We start from the raw sequence: 22854 nt of genomic DNA, 5'->3' as shown, positions 1-22854 counted from the left end.
ATAATCGGAGCATCATGATGGCAATCACAAAATCTGGTCGTATCGCGACTTTCGCCCTGTCCTGCGGTCTGCTGTCCGTGCCGGGCGTGGCGCTGGCCGCGCCCAAGCCGCCGGCAAGTGTCTATCGCCCCACCGATTCCTCGGGCGATGTGCGGGGCGTGGGCACCGAATCGCAGGACATCATCGCGATGGCCGACCAGATGGTGCGCGACCTGCTGACGGTTCCCGCGCTGCTCAACGCCAAGACACCGCCGCGCGTACTGGTCGATCCGAGCAGCTTCAAGAACCAGAGTTCGGAAATCATCGACAAGGCGCTGATCACCGATCGGATCCTTGTCGGTCTGAACCGGGCGGCGCAGGGCCGGGTGATGTTCATCAGCCGCGAGGATCTGGAAGACATCCAGGCCGAGCGCGACATGAAGCGCAAGGGGCTGGTCGACAAGGGCACCACGGGGCAGACCGCCGCCGTGGCCGGTGTCGACTATGCCCTGACCGGGCGCATCAGCACGCGCGATGCGGTCAACACCGCCAATGGGCAGCGTTCGCGCTATACCCAGATCATGTTCCGCATGGTGGATATGGAATATTCGAACATCATCTGGTCGAATATTTTCGAATTCAAGAAAGAGGCTGGCGATGGTGGTGTCGTTTACCGCTGATCGGCGGAGCGGACGACATCTCGGCCTGAAAAAAGCGATGGGAGCAGGGGCCTTGCTGCTGCTGGCTCCCTCGTTTGCTGCGGCTCAGGGGCTGGGCGTTGTCCCGCCCTCGGGCAATGCCGAGATGTATGAAGCGCGCATCGACAAAGAGGGCGAGCGCAACCGCGTGCTCAACGAGATGGAGGTGGGCGCCCGGTCTTTCTGGCAGGGCGACATCGACCGTTCGCGGGTTATGCTCGACGATGCGATTTTGCGCATTGAATCGGTCTATAACAACAATGCGGCGGCCCAAAAGGCGCGCAGCCTGTGGTATTCGGAATCGGTGAAACCGTTCAAGGGCGAGCCCTACGAACGGGTCATGGTCTATTACTACCGCGGCCTGCTGTATCTGCGCGCGGGCGATTATGAAAATGCGCGCGCCGCCTTCCGTCAGGGGCAGATGCAGGACGCCTTTGCCGAGGAAGAACAGTTTCAGTGCGATTTCGCCATCATGCTGTTTCTTGAGGCATGGGCATCGCATCTCAACCACGATTATGCGTTGCGCGATGAAACGCTGGAGCGACTGGCCAAGCTGCGTTCGGGCTTCCCCGGCATCGGCAAGGATGACGATACGCTGATCATTGCCGAAACCGGATCGGCCCCGCGCAAGCTGGGCGATGGCGCGGCCCATGCCTATTTTGTTTACAAGCGGGGCAAGGGTTTTACCGAAAGCAGCGCGGTGCTGATGGGCGCGGGGGGCGAAGCGCCCTTCTATCCGATGGAGGACGTCTATTGGCAGGCCAACACACGCGGCGCGCGCCAGATTGACAAGATCCTCAACGGCAAGGTCGAATTCGTCAACACCAGCAATGCTGTCGGCTCGACGCTGTTGAAGGGGGCGGATATCGCGCTGACGGTCAGCAGCGTGGCGCAGAGCAACACGATCCTGCATGATTCCAGCGTTGGGCGGATAGCGGGCGATGTCGGCGTGGGCATGGGGGCGGTGGGCGGCGTGATCGCGCTGATCGCGGCCAATGCCAAGCCCACGGCCGATACGCGCACGTGGAGCTCGCTGCCTGATGGCATCCATATTCTGACGCTTAATTCGAAAAAGGCCGCCGGGGCCAAACTGGTGGCGCAATTCCGCAATCCTGACGGCACACCGGCGGGCGTGGAAAAGGAACTCGCTCTCGAACCTTCGGGCAAGAACGGCAAAATGGCGCTGGTGCGTTCCCGATAGGGTTTTACACAATAAAGCAATGGGTTAAACTAGGAGCAAGGCCGATGAAAATGTTTGTGAAGGGCGGGCTGGCTTTGGCCCTGATGGCGACGCTTTCGGGTTGCAACGAAGGCACCGAAGGCGGCGTCCGCATCGATAATCAGAATCAGATCCGTCCCGCGCTCAATTCGGTGCGGGTGGTCGATCCCACGCTGGCCCATTACAAGAACCGTTCGGGCACCAAGGTGGCGTCCGCGCTGGACATTGAGAATGTCACTGTCTCGCCCTCGGAAACAGGTTTTTCGCGCCTTTCAGTCGAAATCCGCAACAAGGTCGATGTGCCGTTGATGCTGGAGGTTCGTTCGAGTTGGTATGACGCCTCGGGCGCGCCCAGCGATGCGGCGCAGTCGTGGAGCCGGGTCAACCTGCCGCCGCAGGGTGTGACCGTGTACAAGACCGTTTCGACCAACATGACCTCGCGCCAGTATTATGTCGAGATCCGTCAGGCTCGCTGATCGACTGGCTCAATGAAAAAGGGGAGCGGGAGCCGATGCGCCCGCTCCCCTTTTTGCGTCAGCGCGCCAGTTCGCGCATCACATCGCCGGCCAGTTGGCGGCCGATGCCTTCGGGCGTGATATTCTGATCCTGCACCGCCACATAGCGGTTGCCGCGCGCCTCATACCTTGTGGGTCCGGACGGCGGCGTGGCGCTCGAAACGAATTGCGCGACCAAGGCCGAGCTGGGCAAATGCTTGATCTTGACCGACATGGCCAGATCGGTTGTGCCATTGTCAGTTTCGTTCGGCACGATTTCGACCAGATAGGTCACGCCCTGTTTAAGGGCCAGCGTTTCAAGATATTGCACATCGTCGCGCGTCTGGGCCGAAACCTTGGTGCTGAGCGAGCGCATCAGGGCATTACGGTCCAGCAACCGCCCGCCTGCATGCAGAAACTCGCTCATGAACGCGCCTTCGACCCTTTGCATCGGCACTCCGGTCAGATCGGTGGCCAGCCCGCCCGACTGGCGTTTAACGCCGACTTCGGTGTTGGTTTCATAAGAGAAATTCTGACTGTCGCCGGACCGCGATCCGCTCGAACTGGTCTGCAATGAATAGCGCGAAACGCTGTCTTCGCCCAATTCGCGGTTCCAGAACACCAGAATGCTGGGCTTGCCATGCGCTGCGTACCAGCGCTGAAAATTGCCGGCGACAAAGCGGCCGGAGGCGCGGGGATCGACCGGCCGGGGCGCTGCCGCCACCTCGGGCATGCCCATGCGATTGCCGCTGCGATCAACCTCCTGCGCCATCAGGCTGGTGCCGCCCATCACCAGAGCCATGGAAAGTGCAAATTTTTTGAATCGAACCGTGCTGATAGTCATCCCGTGAAACCCAATATTATCGACCGACTGCGAATCTCTGCGCAATCATAAAGGTCGATGTGCCGCCCCGTAAAACTTTACTATAAATTGCAGGAAAGTCCGTACAACTAAAAATATGCTAGACCTGCCCTGATGCTTTAGCCTTATGGAGCGCAGAATGACAGTGTCCGGGCGCATGGTTTCATGGATTTGATGCGGTTGCCGGTTTGTGGATTGATTTCGAAGGCAGAATAGCGCCCGGTCTTTGGCCCGCCGTCATGCACCCTGCTCTGCACAAGGCGTCCCGATCGGTCTGAGCCCGACGGATGATCGGCGCACCAACGGCTCTGATATCCCACTTCAGGACAGCAGCCATCTGCCTTCAACGATTTGGGGAATGGTGGCGATGACACACTCGAATAGATAGGCTTAACTATCTATAAAAATGTATAATTTATGCAATTGAAAGTCTGACATACCCTCATTTATACCCCCTTAGAGAAAAGGACGTTGGGTTCGTGTCCGGGGAATGCGAACTTTTATAGGTAGGTTTTGTTAGGTGGTATGATTCATGAGTCGCATCCTGATTCCTCGGAGAAGGGGTAAAAGTTTATATCGTCGGCTTGTGCGGACGAATCGGTAAGTCTCCTCCGGGGCCTGGATTGGCCCGAGCTGCCCTTCGTTCACCAGCGGCAAACTTGTCCCCTGAATGCCCATGCTGGTGGAAGGTCCGGAACGGCAGGTTACAGCCGCACAAATGGAATAGCGGACACTCGGATGCGTTGGTGTCCGCTTCCGGGTCCGACCCTTTGTCGCCATTCAGGCACCAGGTTCGGATCCTCAGTTCCGGACTGTCCGGTAACCGGCAGGTCGCGACCAGATCACGACGTTCGTTTGTGCTGGAACGAACGTCCATTTCGGGGAACAGCGGTCATTCGGATTCTACCAAACGGCTGACGACACGCGCCGGCGACTCGGCCGACAGTTCGAAGAGTGGAGAACGGCAGGCTTCGGCGCTAACTATTTGTGGCTGTTCGCCCCCAGACCCAACACGCATCACGACAGGTATGATGGAAGCTTAGAGGATCTCCGACAGCAATACCAAGCCGCCTTGCTCCATTGGCAAATCCTGCCAGCGCGTCCTCGCCGAGCTCACCATCCAAAATCCCGCCTTGATTAACGCAGATCGCTGTTAGCAGCGGCAAACCCTTCACGTGACAAAGATCGAGAAGTCGATCGAGATGCCCGTTGACACCATTCATCTGGTGTCGTGCCTTCGACCATTCGACACCGCTAGCTGCAGCAAGCGCGCCGTAGGTCGTGCAACGTTGTTCAATCGCCGCGATTTTCAAATGTTCGAGAGAAAGATCGAAGCTCATTTTTTGCTTTAATTGCGCGCGCCCGACACGTTCTATAAGCAAAGTTTTATAGAGTGGCGCATCAGTTGCCTGGCTAGTCTCATGATTCGCAATCCATTGATCAATTTGGCGATCGGTCTTTGTTGAAAAATCCATCAGCCTATACTCGAAAGTTTTTGCTGTGTGGCAGCTTCGTGGCGCCATGCCAATAAGCTATGGACGTGCAAACCGCTCAAAAGATGGCCCTTCATTGAGGCGGAATTCGACTTCGTAGCTTTTGAATGACACTGACGGCAAGGTACTCAGCGCATAATGAAGCTTGTCGTCACCGTGGGCGGCAATAACCAAGCCCTCTACGCCTTCGCCGGGCTTGGCGAGATGAGCTTTAATCCAGCCTATGTAGCGCAGGATTTGGCCAACAACAGCGTCAGACGACTTATCGCGCTTGAGTTCAATCACCAGCCAACGTGGTTCCCGCCTATGCCGGGCAAGGAGGTCTATTCTGCCAATGGGCGTCACAAACTCGTAGCCTGCGTCTGGTTCTTCACCGCGATCAAAGAGCTCCCAGTCCTTGGCTAAATCAAGTTTAGACCAATTATCGAATAAATAGTCTTGAAGATGCCGCTCTATCGCAAACCGGGTAGCTGCCCGGGTGGTGCGAATTTCCGTGATTGGTACGGATTCCTCGTAGCTGGCATCGGCATCCTCATTGTTCGAGAGATACCACCAAATGGTATCAAGCGTCCAAAGGTCGATTTCCAGCTCTCTAGCCAGTGTGGTAAGCACGGCGTTGATGGCGGCATAACGTACACCAAAACTGGCTCCGCGAGGCCACTCCGGAAGCAGGCCAAGATTAACAAGCCCGCTTTCTGAAGTGTTGTTCCACACCCCATATCTGTCAGGGTAGGCCACGATCAGGATCGCGGTTATGATGCCCTTACCGAGGCCTTTGACCTCAGTCGCTGCCCGAGTTCGCTCCTCGATTGGGCGCGTCTCATCAACCAGTTCACTCAGCGCAGAGCGCGTCATGGCCATATTGGCGCAAATCCGGTTACTTTGGCGGAAAAGGCCGGACCAATGCTTGTTGTTCTCGATAAGCAGAAAAGAGCGCAGTACCTCTTCCTCTACATGCTCAATTGCGCCTGGCCTGAATTGTGGGCCATAACGGTCAATCACACTGTCACGTGATTCAAGAATATCGCGAATTGCGGTGTCCTTTTGCATCAAAGCTTTGGCCGCACGCAGCCGGCCGAGCGCATCGGCCGAGATAACTTCGCTCATCAACATTCCCTCGCTTGAGCGTTCAACTAACTGACCTAGAGGTATTTTGATAGCGATAATTGCGAAACGTGAATGTACGTCGGCTTCGGACGGCACAACCTTGTTGCTTGAATGGCAACTTTGAGGGCGGGCAATTCCATGACGGCAAACCGGAAGCACCCGACCAAAGGCGGTTCTTCCCATCCGCGCTGATGAACGTCCTGTTTTGGCGATCCACGCCCTGCTTGAGGTGCGACGGGCGGCAAGGCCACGATACCGATCCTGTCCTATGTGTTTCGATCCACGCCCCTGCGTGAGGGGCTACGGCGCCCAACATGGGAAATGCATCCCTCTCAAGGGTTTCGATCCACGCCCCTGCGTGAGGGGCGACGCTTGCCGCCATCGGGCGGCGTGACAAACACGTCGTTTCGATCCACGCCCCTGCGTGAGGGGCGACTTTCCAGACCGGCGAAAGCGCCATGGTCTATATGGTTTCGATCCACGCCCCTGCGTGAGGGGCGACCCGATCAGGCCACCGCCACGCTGATCGCGATCCAGTTTCGATCCACGCCCCTGCGTGAGGGGCGACTGCAACAGCTTGATCACCTCCCTTCGAAATGGAGGTTTCGATCCACGCCCCTGCGTGAGGGGCGACGAGGCCGGGCATCGCCCTGAGCTGGTCAGCCGTGTTTCGATCCACGCCCCTGCGTGAGGGGCGACAGTTGCGCCCCGGCGTAGTCACGAGCTTTAACTGGTTTCGATCCACGCCCCTGCGTGAGGGGCGACGGTCCAGCTGGTCGAGGTATCGCAATCAGCGAGGTTTCGATCCACGCCCCTGCGTGAGGGGCGACCGCGGCCCGCGCGGCGCCTGCGGCTCTCGCGGTAGTTTCGATCCACGCCCCTGCGTGAGGGGCGACATCGGTATTCGGCTCGCAAGGGCTGGACGAGCGCGTTTCGATCCACGCCCCTGCGTGAGGGGCGACCTCTCGTTCACATAGACGGTGCAATTGTGCGCCAGTTTCGATCCACGCCCCTGCGTGAGGGGCGACGCGAGGTAGTATGTCGCTGCCGCATCCGTTTCCTGTTTCGATCCACGCCCCTGCGTGAGGGGCGACTGCCACGCTGCGGGACACATCACCGACTCCCAGCGTTTCGATCCACGCCCCTGCGTGAGGGGCGACAAGCCATCGCAGGCGGCGCTGCGGGCGGCGGCTCTGTTTCGATCCACGCCCCTGCGTGAGGGGCGACGAAGTTTTGGCCGTAAAGATCGCAGCCGATGATGGTTTCGATCCACGCCCCTGCGTGAGGGGCGACGCCATATAACACAATGTCCGGTCTGGCAGATGCATGTTTCGATCCACGCCCCTGCGTGAGGGGCGACCTGCGCTCGACATCGCTCAGGGCATGACCCGCGAGGTTTCGATCCACGCCCCTGCGTGAGGGGCGACACGTGCCGGGGATCAGCAGCACCGATTCCTTCTTGTTTCGATCCACGCCCCTGCGTGAGGGGCGACTGGATCGCGTATTCGTTACGCAGATCGGTGGCGCTGTTTCGATCCACGCCCCTGCGTGAGGGGCGACAACAAGCCCACGCTGATTGCAGGGAGCCGCGCAGTTTCGATCCACGCCCCTGCGTGAGGGGCGACGCCGCATGAGATATTCGACTGCCAGCATTTGGCGTGTTTCGATCCACGCCCCTGCGTGAGGGGCGACATTCGTCGTCCTCCACTTCATCGGGCATGTTGTAGTTTCGATCCACGCCCCTGCGTGAGGGGCGACATGCGGGTCATCCGGGGCAATGCGTAGGCTACGCGGTTTCGATCCACGCCCCTGCGTGAGGGGCGACCACAACCGACACCCGCGCGGGATTGGGCATCGGAGTTTCGATCCACGCCCCTGCGTGAGGGGCGACCGCCTGATCCTCTTGCTTGTGAGGTCGATGCCATGTTTCGATCCACGCCCCTGCGTGAGGGGCGACTCGCGGCGCAGATCCCTTAGCGCCGATGATGGGAGTTTCGATCCACGCCCCTGCGTGAGGGGCGACACCGGCTTTGGCGGCTTCTGGTTCGCCACTGTGCTGTTTCGATCCACGCACCTGCGTGAGGGGCGACCCAACAACGATGCCGCCATGACCAAGCGCTGATGGTTTCGATCCACGCCCCTGCGTGAGGGGCGACCTGAACCAGCGTTGCGTTGTCAGCCTGCAGCCCATGTTTCGATCCACGCCCCTGCGTGAGGGGCGACACCACCGCAGCGCAGCTTGCCACCGCCATTGCCGCGTTTCGATCCACGCCCCTGCGTGAGGGGCGACGACTTGTATACGCGCTAAGCGATACGACGTTTTGGTGTTTCGATCCACGCCCCTGCGTGAGGGGCGACCATCTTGACCGGGCGGCCATCCTCGTAATGCGTGGTTTCGATCCACGCCCCTGCGTGAGGGGCGACTCCAATAGCGCCGGTTGCCGGTCTGGTCGTGCAAGTTTCGATCCACGCCCCTGCGTGAGGGGCGACTTCTTGGCCAGCGTGTGACGGTTCGCTTTGATCCTGTTTCGATCCACGCCCCTGCGTGAGGGGCGACCTATGGACAGCCGGTGCGGATCGGCAAGTATCATGTTTCGATCCACGCCCCTGCGTGAGGGGCGACGGCCCGCGATCAGCGCAGAAGAGCGCGCGCGAATGGTTTCGATCCACGCCCCTGCGTGAGGGGCGACCTTGTCTCCCCGACCACATTTTCCGCCATTTTGTGTTTCGATCCACGCCCCTGCGTGAGGGGCGACCCGCGTCGCGCGCGGCCCCTCCCTTACCATCGGAGTTTCGATCCACGCCCCTGCGTGAGGGGCGACCAGAGCGCGGGCGATCATCAATCAGGCAGGGCTTGTTTCGATCCACGCCCCTGCGTGAGGGGCGACGAGCGCTTGCTAGCGACCAGCATGGCGCAGAGCAGTTTCGATCCACGCCCCTGCGTGAGGGGCGACGGCGAATGGAGAGCCGCTGCGGGCTTATCTCATGGTTTCGATCCACGCCCCTGCGTGAGGGGCGACCCCTGCTGCGCCTAGCACCGCTTCATGCCGACTATGTTTCGATCCACGCCCCTGCGTGAGGGGCGACCGCAGCTGGATGGAGGACCGCTGCGGCGAGGCATTGTTTCGATCCACGCCCCTGCGTGAGGGGCGACCACCTGTCCATCGTGCCGACCGAGGATCATCCATGTTTCGATCCACGCCCCTGCGTGAGGGGCGACAGGTGCCATCCGGGTACTGCGCCACGCGGCCAAGGTTTCGATCCACGCCCCTGCGTGAGGGGCGACGCGGACGCCCAAGCCCTAATTGCAGCGGGGGTGGCGTTTCGATCCACGCCCCTGCGTGAGGGGCGACGCGTGGCCTGAGCCGCGCGGGCGCGCAGGATCAATGTTTCGATCCACGCCCCTGCGTGAGGGGCGACTGTTGGCCAAATGGCAGCGCGACGAAGAGATGTTTCGATCCACGCCCCTGCGTGAGGGGCGACATCACACCTTCGAAAAATCCATCATCTTGAACGGGTTTCGATCCACGCCCCTGCGTGAGGGGCGACTAGCCATCATGCAGGCGGCAGGGCTGTCAAATATGTTTCGATCCACGCCCCTGCGTGAGGGGCGACAACAAACAATCGACATCATGCGGACGCATAAGCGTTTCGATCCACGCCCCTGCGTGAGGGGCGACCCTTGGGCTGATGGAGGGCACTGGCTCCAAGAATGTTTCGATCCACGCCCCTGCGTGAGGGGCGACGCCAGATCGTCGTGGAACTGCAAGAGCGCTATGTGGGTTTCGATCCACGCCCCTGCGTGAGGGGCGACGGGAATTGCGCGGTCATAGGCCCCGAATACCATGGTTTCGATCCACGCCCCTGCGTGAGGGGCGACTTCCCACTGTTGCCGCGCTCCAAGCATCCCGCTCTCGTTTCGATCCACGCCCCTGCGTGAGGGGCGACTGACTATCTCCACGATTTGCAAATGGACCGTGGCGGTTTCGATCCACGCCCCTGCGTGAGGGGCGACAGGGTTGCTGTTACACGATGAGAAAGAAGGAGAATATAGCCGCTTCGCGCGAAGCACGGCTTTTGCCACGCCTCGCCACAGCAATCATCCAATTAAACAAGTCAAGATATTGATAAGAAGTAACTTATTTTCGCGCGATCCTCCCGGCATTTTGCCCACAGCTTGGGGTTCGCGCATGGTCTGCCCGGTCAGAACACCAGCGGGCCTTCAAGATCCAAGGCAGGCTTTGCCCCCACATGCTCGACCCGCCGTTTACCCGAGGCGCCAAGCTGATAAAACCGCAAACTGTCTTTCCGGGCATCGATTTCCGCGATGAGACTTGCCCGCAGCATCGCCCAACGCGCCGGATCGACCTCACACTCAAACACCGAATTCTGCACTCTCTGGCCAAAGTCCTGACAGGCCTTGGCCACACGACGCAAGCGCCGTCGCCCCTCGGCATCCTGCGTATTCACATCATATGTCACCAGAACTAACATCGCTTATTTCCAAATGAAGGGCGGGTATCCGTCGAGATCCCCGCGCAAATGGCGCGCCAGTAATTGCGCCTGTATATGCACCACCAGCCCCAGCGACAGGGCCTCGCCAAGGAAAGGATGGCGCAGTTCCTCTTTCTTGCGTTCCTGCCAGGCAACCAGCATCGCCTTGCGGGCATCGTCGCTCATCCGCACCGCGCCGCCATCCTCGACAAGGAAGTCACTGGCGGCAATCTGCCTTCGATTGATCAGGCTGAGCGCCAGCCGATCGGCCAACACCGGGCGCATTTCCTCCATCAGATCGAGCGCCAGACTGGCCCGGCCCGGTCGATCAGCATGCAATAGGCCGACCTGCGGATCGAGGCCCACCGCCTCCAGGGCCGAGCGACAATCATGCCCGAGTATGGCATACAGAAACGACAGCAGCGCATTGACCCGATCAAGCGGCGGGCGGCGCGAACGCCCGACAAAGGCGAAGGCTGCATCATCGTGCCGAATCAGGTGATTGAACACTGAGAAGTAGAGCCTTGCGCAATCGCCCTCGATCCCGCGTAACTCGGCCACATCGCTGGCCGCCAGAGTGCGGCGGGCGGCATGGGATAATTGGCGTTCGACCGCTAGCAGCGCGTCCCGCGCCTCTTCAGGCATTTTCACCGCATGGTCGCGCAGTGCCCGCATCACAACCGTGCGCTGATTGGCCGCCTTGCCGGCGACGATGCCCCGCACCACCGGCAAGACCCGCGCGGCATCATCGGCCACGCGATATTGCGTGCGCCGCAGCAGAACATTGCCGCTGCGCTGCCCCTCGACCCGCGCCTGAAACCGCCCATTCGGCGTAAGAAAGGACAGACCAATCCCGGCTTCCGCACAGGCCGCCATCACCGATGGCGATGCGCCCGCCCTGCTGAAACACACAAGGCCTTCCATCATGTGGAGCGGCACTCGGCCGCGCTCCACGCCCTGAACCTCGATCACCAGATTTTCGCGATCCTTGCGCAGCCAGGCATCCTCGCTGGTGACATAGATGGTGTTGAGCAATTTGCGCATAGGCTAATCCTGCCCCAGGCTGGCGTTGAGCTGGCGCGCCAACCAGGCCGACACTGAGGGCGGCTTTTCAAGCGAGCGCGGCACGCACAGATCTTGCAGTGAACAATGTTTGCATGAGAGCTGGTAGTGGGGCGAGGGGGTAATCGCCGCGGCAATCATCGCACGCGCGGATTGAGCAGTTCCGGCGGTCAGGCTGCGCAATTCCGCATCGAAATCGACAACAAACCGGCGGCGTGTTTCGCCATAAAACAGCGCACCCTCAGGCACGGAAACGCCGAACATCTCTTCCAGACATATCGCCTGCGCACAGAGCTGCACCTCGTCCGCCCTGTGGGCCTTGGGGCGTCCGCGCTTGTATTCCACTGGATAGGGCACGGCATCGGCGCCCTTGCCATGAAACTCCACCGCATCAGCCTTGCCCGCCACGCCCAAGGCCATCGACCGGATCGCCATGCCGCGCACCGTGCGAACCCCTGCACGCCTGTCGGGCGGGCCGTTGTCTACGCGGTCATGCATGATGCGCCCCTCGGCGGTGGCACCATCTTCTGCCCACACCTGCTCGACATGAATGAGCGCGCATTGGCGAGGGCAGAACAGATAATGCTGCAAGGCCGAGAGCGGGACGAGCCCGTCCTCGGCAGCAGGGTCGGGAGTGTGCATTGACAAATCAGGCTTCTCCCTATAACTATTGGGCTGGTTTTCAAGGCATGGATCAGCGAAATGCGAAAGCGCGGTTGGAAGTTGAAAATTTCGGTTGGAAACTTCGCCCTCAGCGTCGAGTGGGAACCCTTATAGCTGTCGCCTATGCTTTAGGCGTGGATTGAAACTCCCTTTACCTTTGGGGTGAAAATAGAGGGGCTTCGGGCGCTAACCCCGAAGCCAACTTCTCTTACCGCTCGATGATCTCCACCCCACCCGTCAGGCCGCCGCGGTCGATCAAGACCTGGTAGTCCTGCCATTGGCGGGCAGGGGGCAGATTGCCGGTGCCCTCGCTGCCGATCTCGTAGGGCGCGCCCTGATAGACCCGCTGCACCGTCACCCGATCAAACAGGCTTTGCGCCCGCGCATTGCCCAGCGCGCTTTCGTGGCGGAACAGGATCAGCTTGCGCGTGGCCATTTCTCCACGCGCTGCCGAGCGGTCATGATCAAACATCTGCTCCAGCGCTTGCCACAGCAGTTCGAGGTCATCCTCGGAAAAGCCGGTGCCCTTGGTGGCATGCGAGGCCAGCGGGGCCGACACATAGCCATGCGCGCGGTAGAGACCGTAGGGCACGATATGCTTGCGCCCCATGGTGCGGCCGCCCTTATCCTCGGCATCCTTTTCGGTGGTGGCGGCCATGCGGGTGATCGAGATTTCCAACGGCAGGATTGGCTCTACCGAACGGGCAAACGAAAACTGCACTGGGCCGCGCACCTGCCCGGCATTGACCCCGGTCGACATCACCGCGCCAAAAGTGCGGATGTCCCAGAAATTGGCGCACATCCATGCCGTCAGCTCGCGGGCCTTGGCCTCGTCCTTGGGCAGCTTTTTCTTCTCTTCGGCCTTGCTTACACCGGGCATGACAGCTTTCCACGCCTCGTCATGCTGCAAATTGAGCGTCGCGCCCTCGGACATATAAATGCGATTGTCGGAGGCAAAAGCGACATAATTACGCACCTTGCGCTTCATGGCCACATCCGACACCAGCCCCTGATTGGTTTCGGGGTCGAGGCGGGGCATGTTGCCCGCATCAGGATCGCCGTTGGGGTTGCCGTTCGTCACATCGAAAAACAGGACGAATTCATAGCGGTTGGTTACAGGCGTGCTCATCAATCGTCCCCTTCTGCACCATTATCATCGTGGCCAGCCTCTTCGGGACGGCCTTTGAATTGTTCCTTGCGCTGGTGGTAATAGCCGACCGCAAAACGCCCCTGCTCGGCCAGCGGCAGCGAGCGCGGCAAATCGAGTGTCAACCTGTCGAGGATGTCCTCGATCTCACGCTCGATCCATTTGTCCTTGCCGTCCTTGCGCAAGCGGGCGAGGTGATTTTGCGCCCCGCGCAGCAGCAAGGGAAAAACGCTGGCGGGCGTGGCTGAAGCTGCCCCGAAATAGCGGTCACGGATGGTGGCATTGATCTTGCCCAGGGCCAAGCGCTGCGCGTTTTCCAGTACAGCAAACAGCCGCCCCAGTTGATAGGCCTTGTTCGGTTCGTCAGGCGCCAGACTCACAGGCACGTCCTCCTTCTGGAATTTTTTGCGATGATCACGGGTTAGCACCGCACGGATGACAGATACGTGCCAACCGGACAGCGGATCATCGCCCGCGCGCAAACGGATGATGGCCGCTGCTAGCCAGCTTTGCGGATAGCGCGCGCCGGTCAGAACCGAGCGCATCACCTCGCCAGCCAGCAACGGCGGGATATTCTCGAATTTCTCGCCGAGCGCCGTGGTTTTCATCAGCAGCCAGTTGACGCTCGGCGCGCCTGACCAGCCACGCGGGCGCGGCTCGATGTGCATATCCCGATAGTGATCGCCCAGATGGCGGGCGAAGACCTCGAAATCATCGGCCAGCCAGAACCGCACCGAAAGCCGCGCGGCATTGGGCGAGAGGCCCAGCACATGAAAGCGCGTGCCCGGTGTGAACCTGGGGCGCAATTTCTCCAGTGGGCGACCTTGCGCCAGCGCATCAAGCAAGGAGCCGATCTTGCCCGCCTCTTCGGCATCGGTGGGCGGGTCCAGCGCATCGCCAAACAGATCTTCCGCATCTTCTGCCGCTTCGGCATTGCTGGCATCCGCCCAGAATACCACCGTGGCATCGCCGATAGGGCGCCTCACCCTGTTTGGCCCATCGCGCGTGAGCATATGGTTCAGGGCGGTTCCATAACGGAAAGCGGCAATCTCGCTGGTTGGGGCATTGGCCCCCTGATCCTTTCCCAGTGAGGTGAAGGCATCAAGGTTGAACGATACCAACGCTGCCCCTGATGATTGCGCGCCCTCCACCCCCTTGATGGTGGGGTGCAGGCGGGCGAGCAGGGCTTGCTTTCCCGTAACCAGGCATGAGATGCCTTCGGCCTTGGCCCCATCTTTGGCCGCTTCAACCAGAGCGCGGGCGGCAGCACGCTCATGGATAAAACCGCGTTCGCCTTCCAGCCGGAACAGGATGTTGGCATCAAGCATTTCGGGCCGGAATGGCGCTTCGTCGAAACGTTCAGGTTGCCAGTTCTGCAAGAAGCTGAGCAAGGCCTTCAGCCCCGCATCCTTTTGCCCTGCCAGACGTTCGATATGCATGTCGACAAAGGCTGCATGCTCTTGGGCCGTCCGCTTGCCTTCCCCCGCTGTGCGGCCCAACACATAGGCTGTTTTGTCCCACAAAAAGTTGGCAGAAATACCAACGGTCCGTTTTACCGCAGCCGGAACGGAATAGAGCTTCGGCTTGGGTTTTTTCCCGGAAGTGTCGTGCAGGTCATAAACGTCGACTGGCGCACCATCGGCATCCAGAACAATGCACCAGCCAAACTTTTCCGGGCTCCACCCCGGCGCGGTCACCTCGCCGCGCTGGGCAAGGCGGTGGTAATAGCCATCCAGCGCCTGAAGAATGGTCATCGCGCGGCTCCCTCGGCCAGGCAGGCGTTCACATCAATCACGCCATCTACCATCACCGCCCGATAGAAGCGCGAAGTGTTGCCATTGGCAAAGTCTACGTCGTGCAGCATCCAGCCGAAATCGGCATGGCGTTTCTCGGGTGCCAGATCGCAGGTGGGCAAAGGCGCCCCCTCCGGCACCAGCGCGAATTCCGCGTCGAACTCCCGCGTGCCAAGGCAGGGGCGGTGGAAGCATTGTCCCTGTTCAGCCCGGCGGTTGAACATCGAGATATGCTTGGCGGCGCTGTCCTCTGGCCCGGCGCGGTCAGTCATGGTAAAATGTGCCTCGATCACATAGGCCACGTCGACCAGCGCCAGCGTGGCGCGCTGCTGGCGATTTTCATCGACGATCAGGCCAAGCCCCTGGGTCGTGCCCCGTTTCATCGCACTGGTGGCATTGGCCGCGCTGGCCTTGGCGCCCACCTCATTGCGACGGAAGGACTGAAAGCGGATCGGTTTCAGCACATGGATACGGTCAATATGCCAGCGAATGGCCGGTTTCCAATGCACGGCCTCCAGAATGCCCCGCGCGGCGGAAGGCGTTATTACATCATAGCTGACACGCTCGACTTTGAGTTCCGGGCGGGTGAAGCAGGCCCGCTCACCCCACACATGCAATCGAACCGCCATTTTTGCCCCTAAATCAAGCAAGGAATCCAAAATTTCTTCCGCTTACACCCTGTTTGACAGCAAAGTGGTCGCGCAATTGGATTTGTTCAAGTAATTTATATTCTCATCCATTGACGCCCATCAAATGACGTTGTTTTCTGCTGTGCGCCAGGTCGGGTCATCCAGCCGCAATCCTGCTTGCGGATCATAAAGGCTCTCATTGGCCAACACGGCAAAGCGATCACCATATTCCTCCGGCTTGATCAGTTGCACCGCGCCAAGGGCGATCATCGCCGCCCGGACCCGCGCAGGCACCGGCACGACATAGCGCTGCAAGCGGCGCGTCACCCCGGCGGGAGGGAATGGCGCGTTTGGATCTCGCAACGCGTCAATGTCATGGGAAACCTCGCCATCGAAAGGGATGATCACCGGGTCCATCAGATCATCGATCATGCGGAAGGCTTCTGCGATGTCGGCGAAGGGCCAGTCCATCGCCCGCGATGTGTCGGCCAGAGCGGGAAGGATGGGATAGCGGGTGCCGTTCAGCATCTTGGCTGCATCCAGCGCATCGTCCCCCTTTTGCCAATAGAGCTCTCGGTAATATTCCCTTACGGCCTCCAGCCCAAGTGGGTCATCCCAATCCTTGCGCAAAACGGTGCGAGCTGGTTGATAGAAGGACTCAAGGATCGGTGGGGTTTTGTGTTGGGAGGATTCGAACAGCACCGTGCGCCCGAAGGCTTCGCCCAGAGCGCCCAATTCTCCGCTGCGGTTGCAGCGTCCCGCGGCCTGCGCCACGCTGAACAGGCCCGCCGCTGCGCGCCACACTTCGGGAAAGCTGATGTCCACACCGGCCTCGATCAGGCTGGTCGAGACAAGCCGGACGGGCTGTCCGGCTTTCAGCGCCTCGCGCAAATCTTTCAGGACTTCACGCCGATGCTGCGCACACATCAATGTGGTGAGTTGCACCGCTCCGGGGAGATCCTCGCTGCGCATCCGTGTGAACAAGGCCTGCGCATGGGCGCGGCTGTTCACGATGCACAGCATCTGCGCCTGCTCGGCAAAGCGTCCGGCAATGACCTCGTCATCAACCGGATCGCGCAGCCATTCCACCTGCACTCGTTTCAGTTTTTGATAGAGCGCCGAGGGGGCGGGCGCCAATTCCCGTTCATCGGGGATATGCAAGCCGTCCGTCTCGCCGTCCTTGCGCCGCGGCAAGGCTTTGTCCTGAATACGCAAGGCAGGCTGGGTCGCGGTGCAGAGGATCACGCTGGCGCCATAGTTGCGCGCCAATTCCTCGATCGCCGCCATGCAGGGGCGCAGCAGATGCACCGGGATCGATTGCGCCTCGTCCAGCACGATCACACTTTGCGCCAGATTATGCAGCTTGCGAGCCTTGCTGGTGCGCGCGGCAAACAGGCTCTCGAAAAACTGCACCGCCGTGGTCACCACGATCGGGGCATCCCAATTTTCCGCGTCACGGCGCAATTTGGCAAGGCCGTTCGGGCCTTCTTCTTCCTTGTCATCGCTGGGCGGGCGTCGTTGATCCCAGTCGAAACTGGCATGATGCTCCAGCACGGCATCGCCCAGACCGACCTCCTCGCGAAACACCGCCGCCGTTTGCTCAATGATCGAGGTGAACGGGATCACATAGATCACCCGGCGCAAGCCATGCCGTGCGGCATGCTCCATCGCGAAGCTGAGCGAGGTAAGCGTTTTTCCGCCCCCCGTCGGTACTGTCAGCGTGAACAGGCCCGGCGCAAGGCTGGCCTTGGCATTGGCATGGTCCAGAATCTGCGAGCGCAACCGGTTGACTTCGGTGTTGTCGGCGCGATGGCCGGCCAGAAAGTTGCGCAATTTCTGCAAATGTTCAGGCAAAAGATGGCCGCCGCGCTCAGGCCGGGCATCGCGCGCATAGAAGGCCTCTGTTTCCAGGAAATCGGCATCCACAAGGCAGGAAAACAGCATCCGCGCCATGAATGGCACCGAAAAATGCTTTTCGATCTGATTGATCTGCGGCTTTTTTAACGCCGCCTTCAACTCTGAAGGCGAGGGCAAGCCAATGGCATAGTTCTCCCAGCCATCGTGAGGCTCCACCTCTTTCTCCAGTCGGGAGTTCAGGCTGGAACCTTCGTGGCCGCCGCCATTCATCAGTCCGCTATGGTGTCCGGCTATGCCAAACCCCATCAGGTGCCCCGCCAAACCATAGATCTCGCGAGCCCGGATGGCCCCGGCGGTGCTGTGATCCGGGCCTTTGGGGCCGCCTTCCACTGCGGGCCTGCGAATATAGGCCTGATATTGGGCTGAGCATTTGCCAATGTCATGCAGCAGCCCCATGGTTCGCGCCAGCAGGCCGCCGCCGAACGGCATGGCCTTCCGCTCCGCAGCGCTCCCTACTGCGGTCAGATGATGTTCCAGAGGTTCCCACGATGCCTCTGGTTCTCCCTGTCTGGAATGCGCATAAAACATCGCCGCTAAGACTCCGAGCAATGGCCATTAAAATCGATAATTGGAAATACTTGCAAAATTTATTGTGGTATAAATTATGGATGAAAGATCGATTTGGGAGGTCTGATCTGGTGGCGTGAACGTCTGGCCTTCGGGCGCTTACCCCGGCTCGGCCAGTGCCATTAGCCTTGCATGCACAATCTCAACTCGGCCTTCAGGACCCCTGATATTTCCGTGGAGGAAATTGTCGAAGTCAAAGTGTTGCAGCAGGGCCTGAAACTGCTCTGACAGATAGGTGCGGACATTGCCTTTCGCGGCCTGCACTTCGCTCAAGAGTTCTGCCCTGCCATCCACCACATTGATGATGTCTTCCAAATCATGGCTTCCGAGAGGGTCGTTCTGACCTCTCCCGGCATAAGCCTCCAGTTTGGTGGCCAGAAAAAGGGGGGATGTGAGATGCTTGATGACGCGCCCGCTCGGAAGGGCATATTTGATTGCCGTAGAGATGCCTTCTTTATACCAGCGGTTACTGAACCCCAATATGTCCGGATCGTCGGGCATAAAATCGACTTTGAGGTTCCCAAGCCGCATTCTGCAAATGACCTCGTCCTCTCCCGATACCGTAAAGCCCTTCGTGCCCAAGGTTTCCTGGAGTTGCATCCACTGCGCCATGCCGGTTAGGGCGACGATGAGGTCTACATCGTCAGTCGCCCGCACTTCCTGCAAAGTGATTTCGTCGGTGATGAGCACGGCGGTGGAGCACCCGCCTACAAACACCATCTTCCGGCACAGATCATCCCCCAAGGCTTCGGCAACAGTTTCCAGCATCGCGAGAAGTTCGCCTTGAACGCTCATGAACGGTTTATCCGTTCTTCAAATAGGTCCTGGGCAAGATTCGCCTCGCGCTGATTGCCCAGCCTGATCGCATCGATCAGCGCCAGAAATTCGTAAAGCCTCTCATCTTTGAGCGCCGCCTCGGGCACAGATTTGAACAAGGGGGTTATTGCTAAGCCTCGCAGGGTTCCTTCGGCATGAGGCCACACATAAATATCCGCGCTGGAGCTGACGAGCTGCCCTTTGAGCATGGGCGCGGCAAAGCCGGTGGCGACGCCGCGCTGCGGTGCTCCGGGTTTGGCGGGGAACACATATTTCAGCCCGTGCTGGACAAATTTGGTCAGGTTTCGGCGGTTCACTTTGGGGCGATCTTTGAGCTTAATCGCCAATGTCGCAGTGATGCTGCGCCGGAGTGATGCGCCTATCTCTGTTTTGCTGATGCCCAAGGCACCTTCTAGGTTTCGCAATGCAAACGGGTCGGAGCCGGGTGGCTCATCAAGACAGCCCTGTCTGATCTGGTCTTCCAGGCTTACGAGCTTGAGCAATATAACGATGTCTTGGCTTTTCATGGTGGGCTCATCTGTCCGCTGTCCTAGGACGGAGGACAGATTGGCGCTAAGCTGTTAATTTGTCAAACATCGAAAATGTCAGAGTTCAGCCTGGTGCCATTTCCCAGATTCTGCTGGATCTACTTCGAAAAGAGAAGGTCTTTGGTCGGCAAAGGCGGCGATGGTTTGGGCCATCCTGCCCGCCGCTTCGTGTCGTCCATGACCAGGCTCTAGGTCGCCTTTGGCGCCCCCGGACCGCAATTCTGCGTTCCGTCCTTTCAGGTGACGATCCTTTGTCCAAAGTTCTGAAGGCTCACTGCTGACGCCGCGCTGCTGCGCGGCGGCGTTCTTGTGGCCTTCCCCTCGGAGCGCGGGTGGGCGGCGCGCCCTTTTGGGCGGGCCCGTCCGGGCTGCAAGCCGGGCTTTCTGCCCGGCTCCTCCACTGCGTTGCGGCCGGAGGTGCAGCCCGGCCCTGTGGTCCCGCCCTGAACGGCGCTGGTGCCGCCCACCCCCGCTCCGGGGGAAGCCAATGTGGTGGGGTGGCGCAAGGAGGATACCATGCGTCAGACAAGCAAAGGTTGCGTTGCGGGCGAGGGTGAAGCGCCGCGCGGCGGGAACCGCAATTCTCTTTACGATGAAGTGACGGCAAAGATCATCGGCCAGCTTGAGGCGGGCCGCTTTCCATGGGTGCAGCCATGGGGGCCGGTGGATGGTGCGGGGCAGGGTGGCCTGTGTCCTGCGCTGCCGCATAATGCGCTGACCGGCAGAAGCTATTCAGGCGTCAATGTCCTGTTGCTCTGGGGCAGCGTGATCGAAGGAGGCTATCCTTCGCAGGGCTGGCTGACTTTCAAGCAGGCGCTGGAAGCAGGCGGCAATGTCCGCAAGGGCGAGAAGGGCGTCACGGTGGTCTATGCCGACCGCTTCACCCCGCAGGCAGAGAAGGCTCGCGCGCAGGAAAGCGGCGAGGATGCAAGGTCGGTTCCTTTCCTGAAGCGCTTTACCGTTTTCAATGTCGCGCAATGCGAGGGGCTGGGCGAAGGGCAGGGCAAAGAGTTGTTTGGTGATCCTGCGCCCTTGCCTGAGCGTGAGATGGTGCCGCTGGCCGAAGAGGTCATCACCGCGTCGGGCGTGCCTTTCCGTATTGGTGGGGCTAAAGCCTTCTATGTCCCCTCCGCCGATTATGTGCAGGTGCCGCCGCAACCGGCTTTCTTTGAGCAGATCAATTATTACCGCACCGCCCTGCATGAGCTTTGCCATGCCACAGGTCATGGCTCACGGCTGGATCGCAAAATCCTCAATCCCTTTGGCAGCAAGGACTATGCCCGCGAGGAAATGGTCGCGGAAATGGGTTCGGCCTTCCTCTGTGCGGCGTTGGGCATTGTGCCGACCGTGCGCCATGCCGATTACCTCGGTTCATGGCTGGAAGTGCTGCGGGAGGATAACCGCGCCATCTTCCGCGCCGCCAGTCAGGCCAGCAAGGCCGCCGAATGGCTGCTGGCAAAACATGCCGAATACAGGGTGAGCAAGGACGGCGAGGACGGCGAGGACGGCAGGGAGGCGCCGCAGTCGAAGCCTGCTGAGCCGGAGCAGGGCTCTATCACCGAAGGGAGGGCAGCGGCATGATCCTCCTTCCTGAAAAGATCCGCGTGGCCCTGCTGGTCAATGGTGCCCTCCATCGGGTGGCGCAGCGCGACAATCTGCCCGCGCCTGATCCGGTGCCTTTGCTCAAACTGTTCAACCCTTGCGGCGCGGCGACATGGCTGGCGAGCGAACTGGGCGAGGATGGCGATACCTTATTCGGGTTGGCCGATCTTGGCTTTGGTTGTCCGGAGTTGGGCCATTTCTCGCTGAACGAGATCGCTTCGGTGCGTCTGCCCCTAGGCCTGCGGATTGAGCGTGACCAACATTTTTCCAGTCATCACCCTCTATCCCTATGGACCCAGACCGCGCGGCGATTGGGTTCGCTCACCTGGGCGGAAATGTCCTTGAAGCGGAACGGTGGTGTGCCCAACCGCAACGGCAGGGCATAGGCCATGGGGTGCGAACGACAGCACGAGGGCCAGCCCCAGGATCAGGCCGAACGGCAGCGCCAGCGCCTGATCGCCCTGCTCGACACTTTGCCGATGGTGGAGAGGGCAGCCTATCTTCTGTCAGCCAGCGACGGCCTCAGCCATGGTGCCATCGCTTTCCGCCTTGGGGTGAGCATCCGGGAGGTGGAAACCGCTCTGGCGGGGGCTCTGAGCAAGCTCACCGAGGGGCTGGACGAGCCCTGACAGCAAGGTGGCGAGCCCAAGTACGGAGGCAGGCGCGGGATGGGGTGTGGAGGCCTGTGTAGCGCCTTGTAGCGGGGCGCAGGGCGCGAAGTTTGTCCGGTTGCAGGGGTAATGGCCCAAAGGCCATCACCCCTGCACAGTTGCTTCCAGCGCGGTCAGACGTTCGGTGCAGATCGTGTGAACGATGCGGCCCAACTCTTCGACCCGTTCCCCCAGCCATGCCAGTTCCTCGGCGGTGATCCGGTAGTGTTTCGAGTAGCGGGCCTTGACGTAAGCGTCCTTGAGCTTCTCAAACAAGGCGCGGTCCTTACGCAGTTCGCGGGGCCATGCAGCGACCAGCCGCAGGTCCAGCCGTTCAGCTTGGGTGCGCAGGAAGATGATATTGTGGTTATGTGGTGCGTACGCGGTGCAAACGAGCATCAGGCAATTGTACAATCTTTCAGTGGCTTGATGCAGCTCAAACGCAGCTTTCTTATTCCACCCACGTTGAGTGGCTTCATTGCCCTGAATTAAAAACTGCTCAGCGGTAGGCATCCACTCCTCAAAATACTCCCGCGCCATATCGAGATTGGCCTGCGGTGTCCTTGGCATCGGCCTTGCCAACTCACGGTCATCGGATTCGTAGATCGCGATACCTTCGTTGGCGATGTCCATGAAGAAGAACCGGCCATGGGCGAGACCGTCATTCACCTGCTGGAGCGAATGCACGATGAAATTGACCGGGGTTCGCAACCGCCCCGCGATCATCTCCTCGATCAGGCGTTCATCCGCGCGGGTCCAGTAGGCGGCCCGGTCAGCCAGTTCTTTCTGGCTGACGATGATCAGCAGGTCGAAGTCAGAACGGTAGCCTTTGGCGGTATGAGGTTCATCCACCCAGCCGCCGCGCGCATGACTACCATATAGAAGAATCTTGACGATCTTCCCCGTTTTGCGCCTGCCGGTCGCTTCCACATGGGCGCCGTCAAATTCCTCGAACAGCAGTTGCACCACGCGGTCGAGTTCGCGCTGCTTGTGGGCCGGCAGATGATCGAGATCGGTCTTCATCACCTCATCCTAACAACATCTTGCAGGCCCTGTGCAACTGAATTGACCGGTGGCGAAAAGGGGGCCGCGTTCCTGCATGACTGCCCGTTCC

At 60.1% G+C, this 22854-nt stretch carries 19 protein-coding genes and 1 CRISPR repeat array; of the genes, 6 read left to right on the top strand and 13 right to left on the bottom strand.

The window, feature by feature from the left end; all coding sequences use genetic code 11:
- Positions 1-14: 14 nt before the first annotated feature.
- From GGR38_RS14870 to GGR38_RS14860, 3 genes are read left to right on the top strand one after another with little or no spacing between them, the layout of a single operon-like run.
- Positions 15-659 (top strand): penicillin-binding protein activator LpoB, encoded by a 645-nt coding sequence (locus GGR38_RS14870; protein WP_246404717.1) that lies wholly within the window; start codon positions 15-17, stop codon positions 657-659.
- Positions 637-1878, top strand: coding sequence for a COG3014 family protein (locus GGR38_RS14865; RefSeq protein ID WP_183626889.1), 1242 nt, complete (start codon positions 637-639; stop codon positions 1876-1878). The genes GGR38_RS14870 and GGR38_RS14865 overlap by 23 nt, the downstream gene beginning before the upstream one ends.
- Positions 1879-1922: 44 nt before the next feature.
- On the top strand, positions 1923-2372 hold the full coding sequence (locus GGR38_RS14860) for a DUF1425 domain-containing protein (protein WP_172342617.1): 450 nt from the start codon (positions 1923-1925) through the stop codon (positions 2370-2372).
- 58 nt (positions 2373-2430) lie between these two features.
- Here the strand turns inward: GGR38_RS14860 and GGR38_RS14855 are convergent, their stop codons facing one another.
- From GGR38_RS14855 to GGR38_RS14800, 12 genes are all read right to left on the bottom strand, one after another.
- Positions 2431-3192 carry a hypothetical protein gene (locus GGR38_RS14855; RefSeq protein WP_183626887.1) on the bottom strand — a complete coding sequence of 254 codons (762 nt, stop codon included), beginning with the start codon at positions 3190-3192 and terminating at the stop codon, positions 2431-2433.
- A 1037-nt stretch (positions 3193-4229) separates the two neighbouring features.
- Positions 4230-4727 carry a hypothetical protein gene (locus tag GGR38_RS14850; RefSeq protein WP_183626885.1) on the bottom strand — a complete coding sequence of 166 codons (498 nt, stop codon included), beginning with the start codon at positions 4725-4727 and terminating at the stop codon, positions 4230-4232.
- Positions 4728-4784: 57 nt separating this feature from the next.
- A complete protein-coding gene (locus GGR38_RS14845; protein ID WP_183626883.1) occupies positions 4785-5852 on the bottom strand; it encodes an endonuclease NucS domain-containing protein in 1068 nt (355 codons plus the stop codon).
- Between the two features lie 272 nt (positions 5853-6124).
- A CRISPR array of direct repeats spans positions 6125-9867; the repeat unit is 32 nt; unit sequence GTTTCGATCCACGCCCCTGCGTGAGGGGCGAC.
- 188 nt (positions 9868-10055) lie between these two features.
- Complete coding sequence (cas2, locus tag GGR38_RS14840; RefSeq protein WP_183626881.1) at positions 10056-10346, bottom strand: CRISPR-associated endonuclease Cas2; 291 nt, start codon at positions 10344-10346, stop codon at positions 10056-10058.
- A 3-nt stretch (positions 10347-10349) separates the two neighbouring features.
- Positions 10350-11390 carry a type I-C CRISPR-associated endonuclease Cas1c gene (gene cas1c, locus GGR38_RS14835; RefSeq protein ID WP_183626879.1) on the bottom strand — a complete coding sequence of 347 codons (1041 nt, stop codon included), beginning with the start codon at positions 11388-11390 and terminating at the stop codon, positions 10350-10352.
- Positions 11391-11393: 3 nt separating this feature from the next.
- On the bottom strand, positions 11394-12050 hold the full coding sequence (cas4, locus tag GGR38_RS14830) for a CRISPR-associated protein Cas4 (protein WP_183627025.1): 657 nt from the start codon (positions 12048-12050) through the stop codon (positions 11394-11396).
- Positions 12051-12279: 229 nt separating this feature from the next.
- Complete coding sequence (cas7c, locus tag GGR38_RS14825) at positions 12280-13200, bottom strand: type I-C CRISPR-associated protein Cas7/Csd2 (protein ID WP_183626877.1); 921 nt, start codon at positions 13198-13200, stop codon at positions 12280-12282.
- Positions 13200-14972, bottom strand: a complete 1773-nt coding sequence (gene cas8c / locus GGR38_RS14820; protein ID WP_183626875.1) for a type I-C CRISPR-associated protein Cas8c/Csd1 — start codon at positions 14970-14972, stop codon at positions 13200-13202. Before cas8c ends, cas7c begins: the two co-directional genes overlap by 1 nt.
- Entirely contained in the window at positions 14969-15640 is a 672-nt protein-coding gene (gene cas5c / locus GGR38_RS14815) for a type I-C CRISPR-associated protein Cas5c (protein ID WP_183626873.1), read from the bottom strand. Before cas5c ends, cas8c begins: the two co-directional genes overlap by 4 nt.
- Positions 15641-15760: 120 nt before the next feature.
- A complete protein-coding gene (locus tag GGR38_RS14810; protein WP_183626871.1) occupies positions 15761-18085 on the bottom strand; it encodes a CRISPR-associated endonuclease Cas3'' in 2325 nt (774 codons plus the stop codon).
- A gap of 138 nt (positions 18086-18223) precedes the next feature.
- Positions 18224-18919 (bottom strand): hypothetical protein, encoded by a 696-nt coding sequence (locus GGR38_RS14805; RefSeq protein WP_183626869.1) that lies wholly within the window; start codon positions 18917-18919, stop codon positions 18224-18226.
- Positions 18916-19467, bottom strand: a complete 552-nt coding sequence (locus tag GGR38_RS14800) for a hypothetical protein (RefSeq protein WP_183626867.1) — start codon at positions 19465-19467, stop codon at positions 18916-18918. The genes GGR38_RS14805 and GGR38_RS14800 overlap by 4 nt, the downstream gene beginning before the upstream one ends.
- Positions 19468-20004: 537 nt before the next feature.
- Between GGR38_RS14800 and GGR38_RS14795 the strand changes: the two genes are divergently transcribed.
- Genes GGR38_RS14795 through GGR38_RS14785 form a run of 3 tightly spaced genes read left to right on the top strand, consistent with a single transcriptional unit; the run spans position 20005 to position 21719 of the window.
- Positions 20005-21069 carry an ArdC family protein gene (locus GGR38_RS14795; protein ID WP_183626865.1) on the top strand — a complete coding sequence of 355 codons (1065 nt, stop codon included), beginning with the start codon at positions 20005-20007 and terminating at the stop codon, positions 21067-21069.
- Entirely contained in the window at positions 21066-21476 is a 411-nt protein-coding gene (locus GGR38_RS14790) for a DUF2958 domain-containing protein (protein ID WP_183626863.1), read from the top strand. The genes GGR38_RS14795 and GGR38_RS14790 overlap by 4 nt, the downstream gene beginning before the upstream one ends.
- A 3-nt stretch (positions 21477-21479) precedes the next feature.
- Positions 21480-21719: an RNA polymerase sigma factor gene (locus GGR38_RS14785; protein WP_183626861.1), complete on the top strand. Its 240-nt coding sequence runs from the start codon at positions 21480-21482 to the stop codon at positions 21717-21719.
- A 126-nt stretch (positions 21720-21845) separates the two neighbouring features.
- On the opposite strand, the gene GGR38_RS14780 is transcribed toward GGR38_RS14785, so the two are convergent.
- Positions 21846-22763 (bottom strand): HEPN domain-containing protein, encoded by a 918-nt coding sequence (locus GGR38_RS14780; protein WP_183626859.1) that lies wholly within the window; start codon positions 22761-22763, stop codon positions 21846-21848.
- Positions 22764-22854 lie beyond the last annotated feature (91 nt).

Source organism: Novosphingobium sediminicola (assembly GCF_014196525.1).
Taxonomy (GTDB): domain Bacteria; phylum Pseudomonadota; class Alphaproteobacteria; order Sphingomonadales; family Sphingomonadaceae; genus Novosphingobium; species Novosphingobium sediminicola.
Note: the sequence above shows the minus strand (reverse complement) of the source record. Positions and strands in the feature narration are given on the sequence as shown.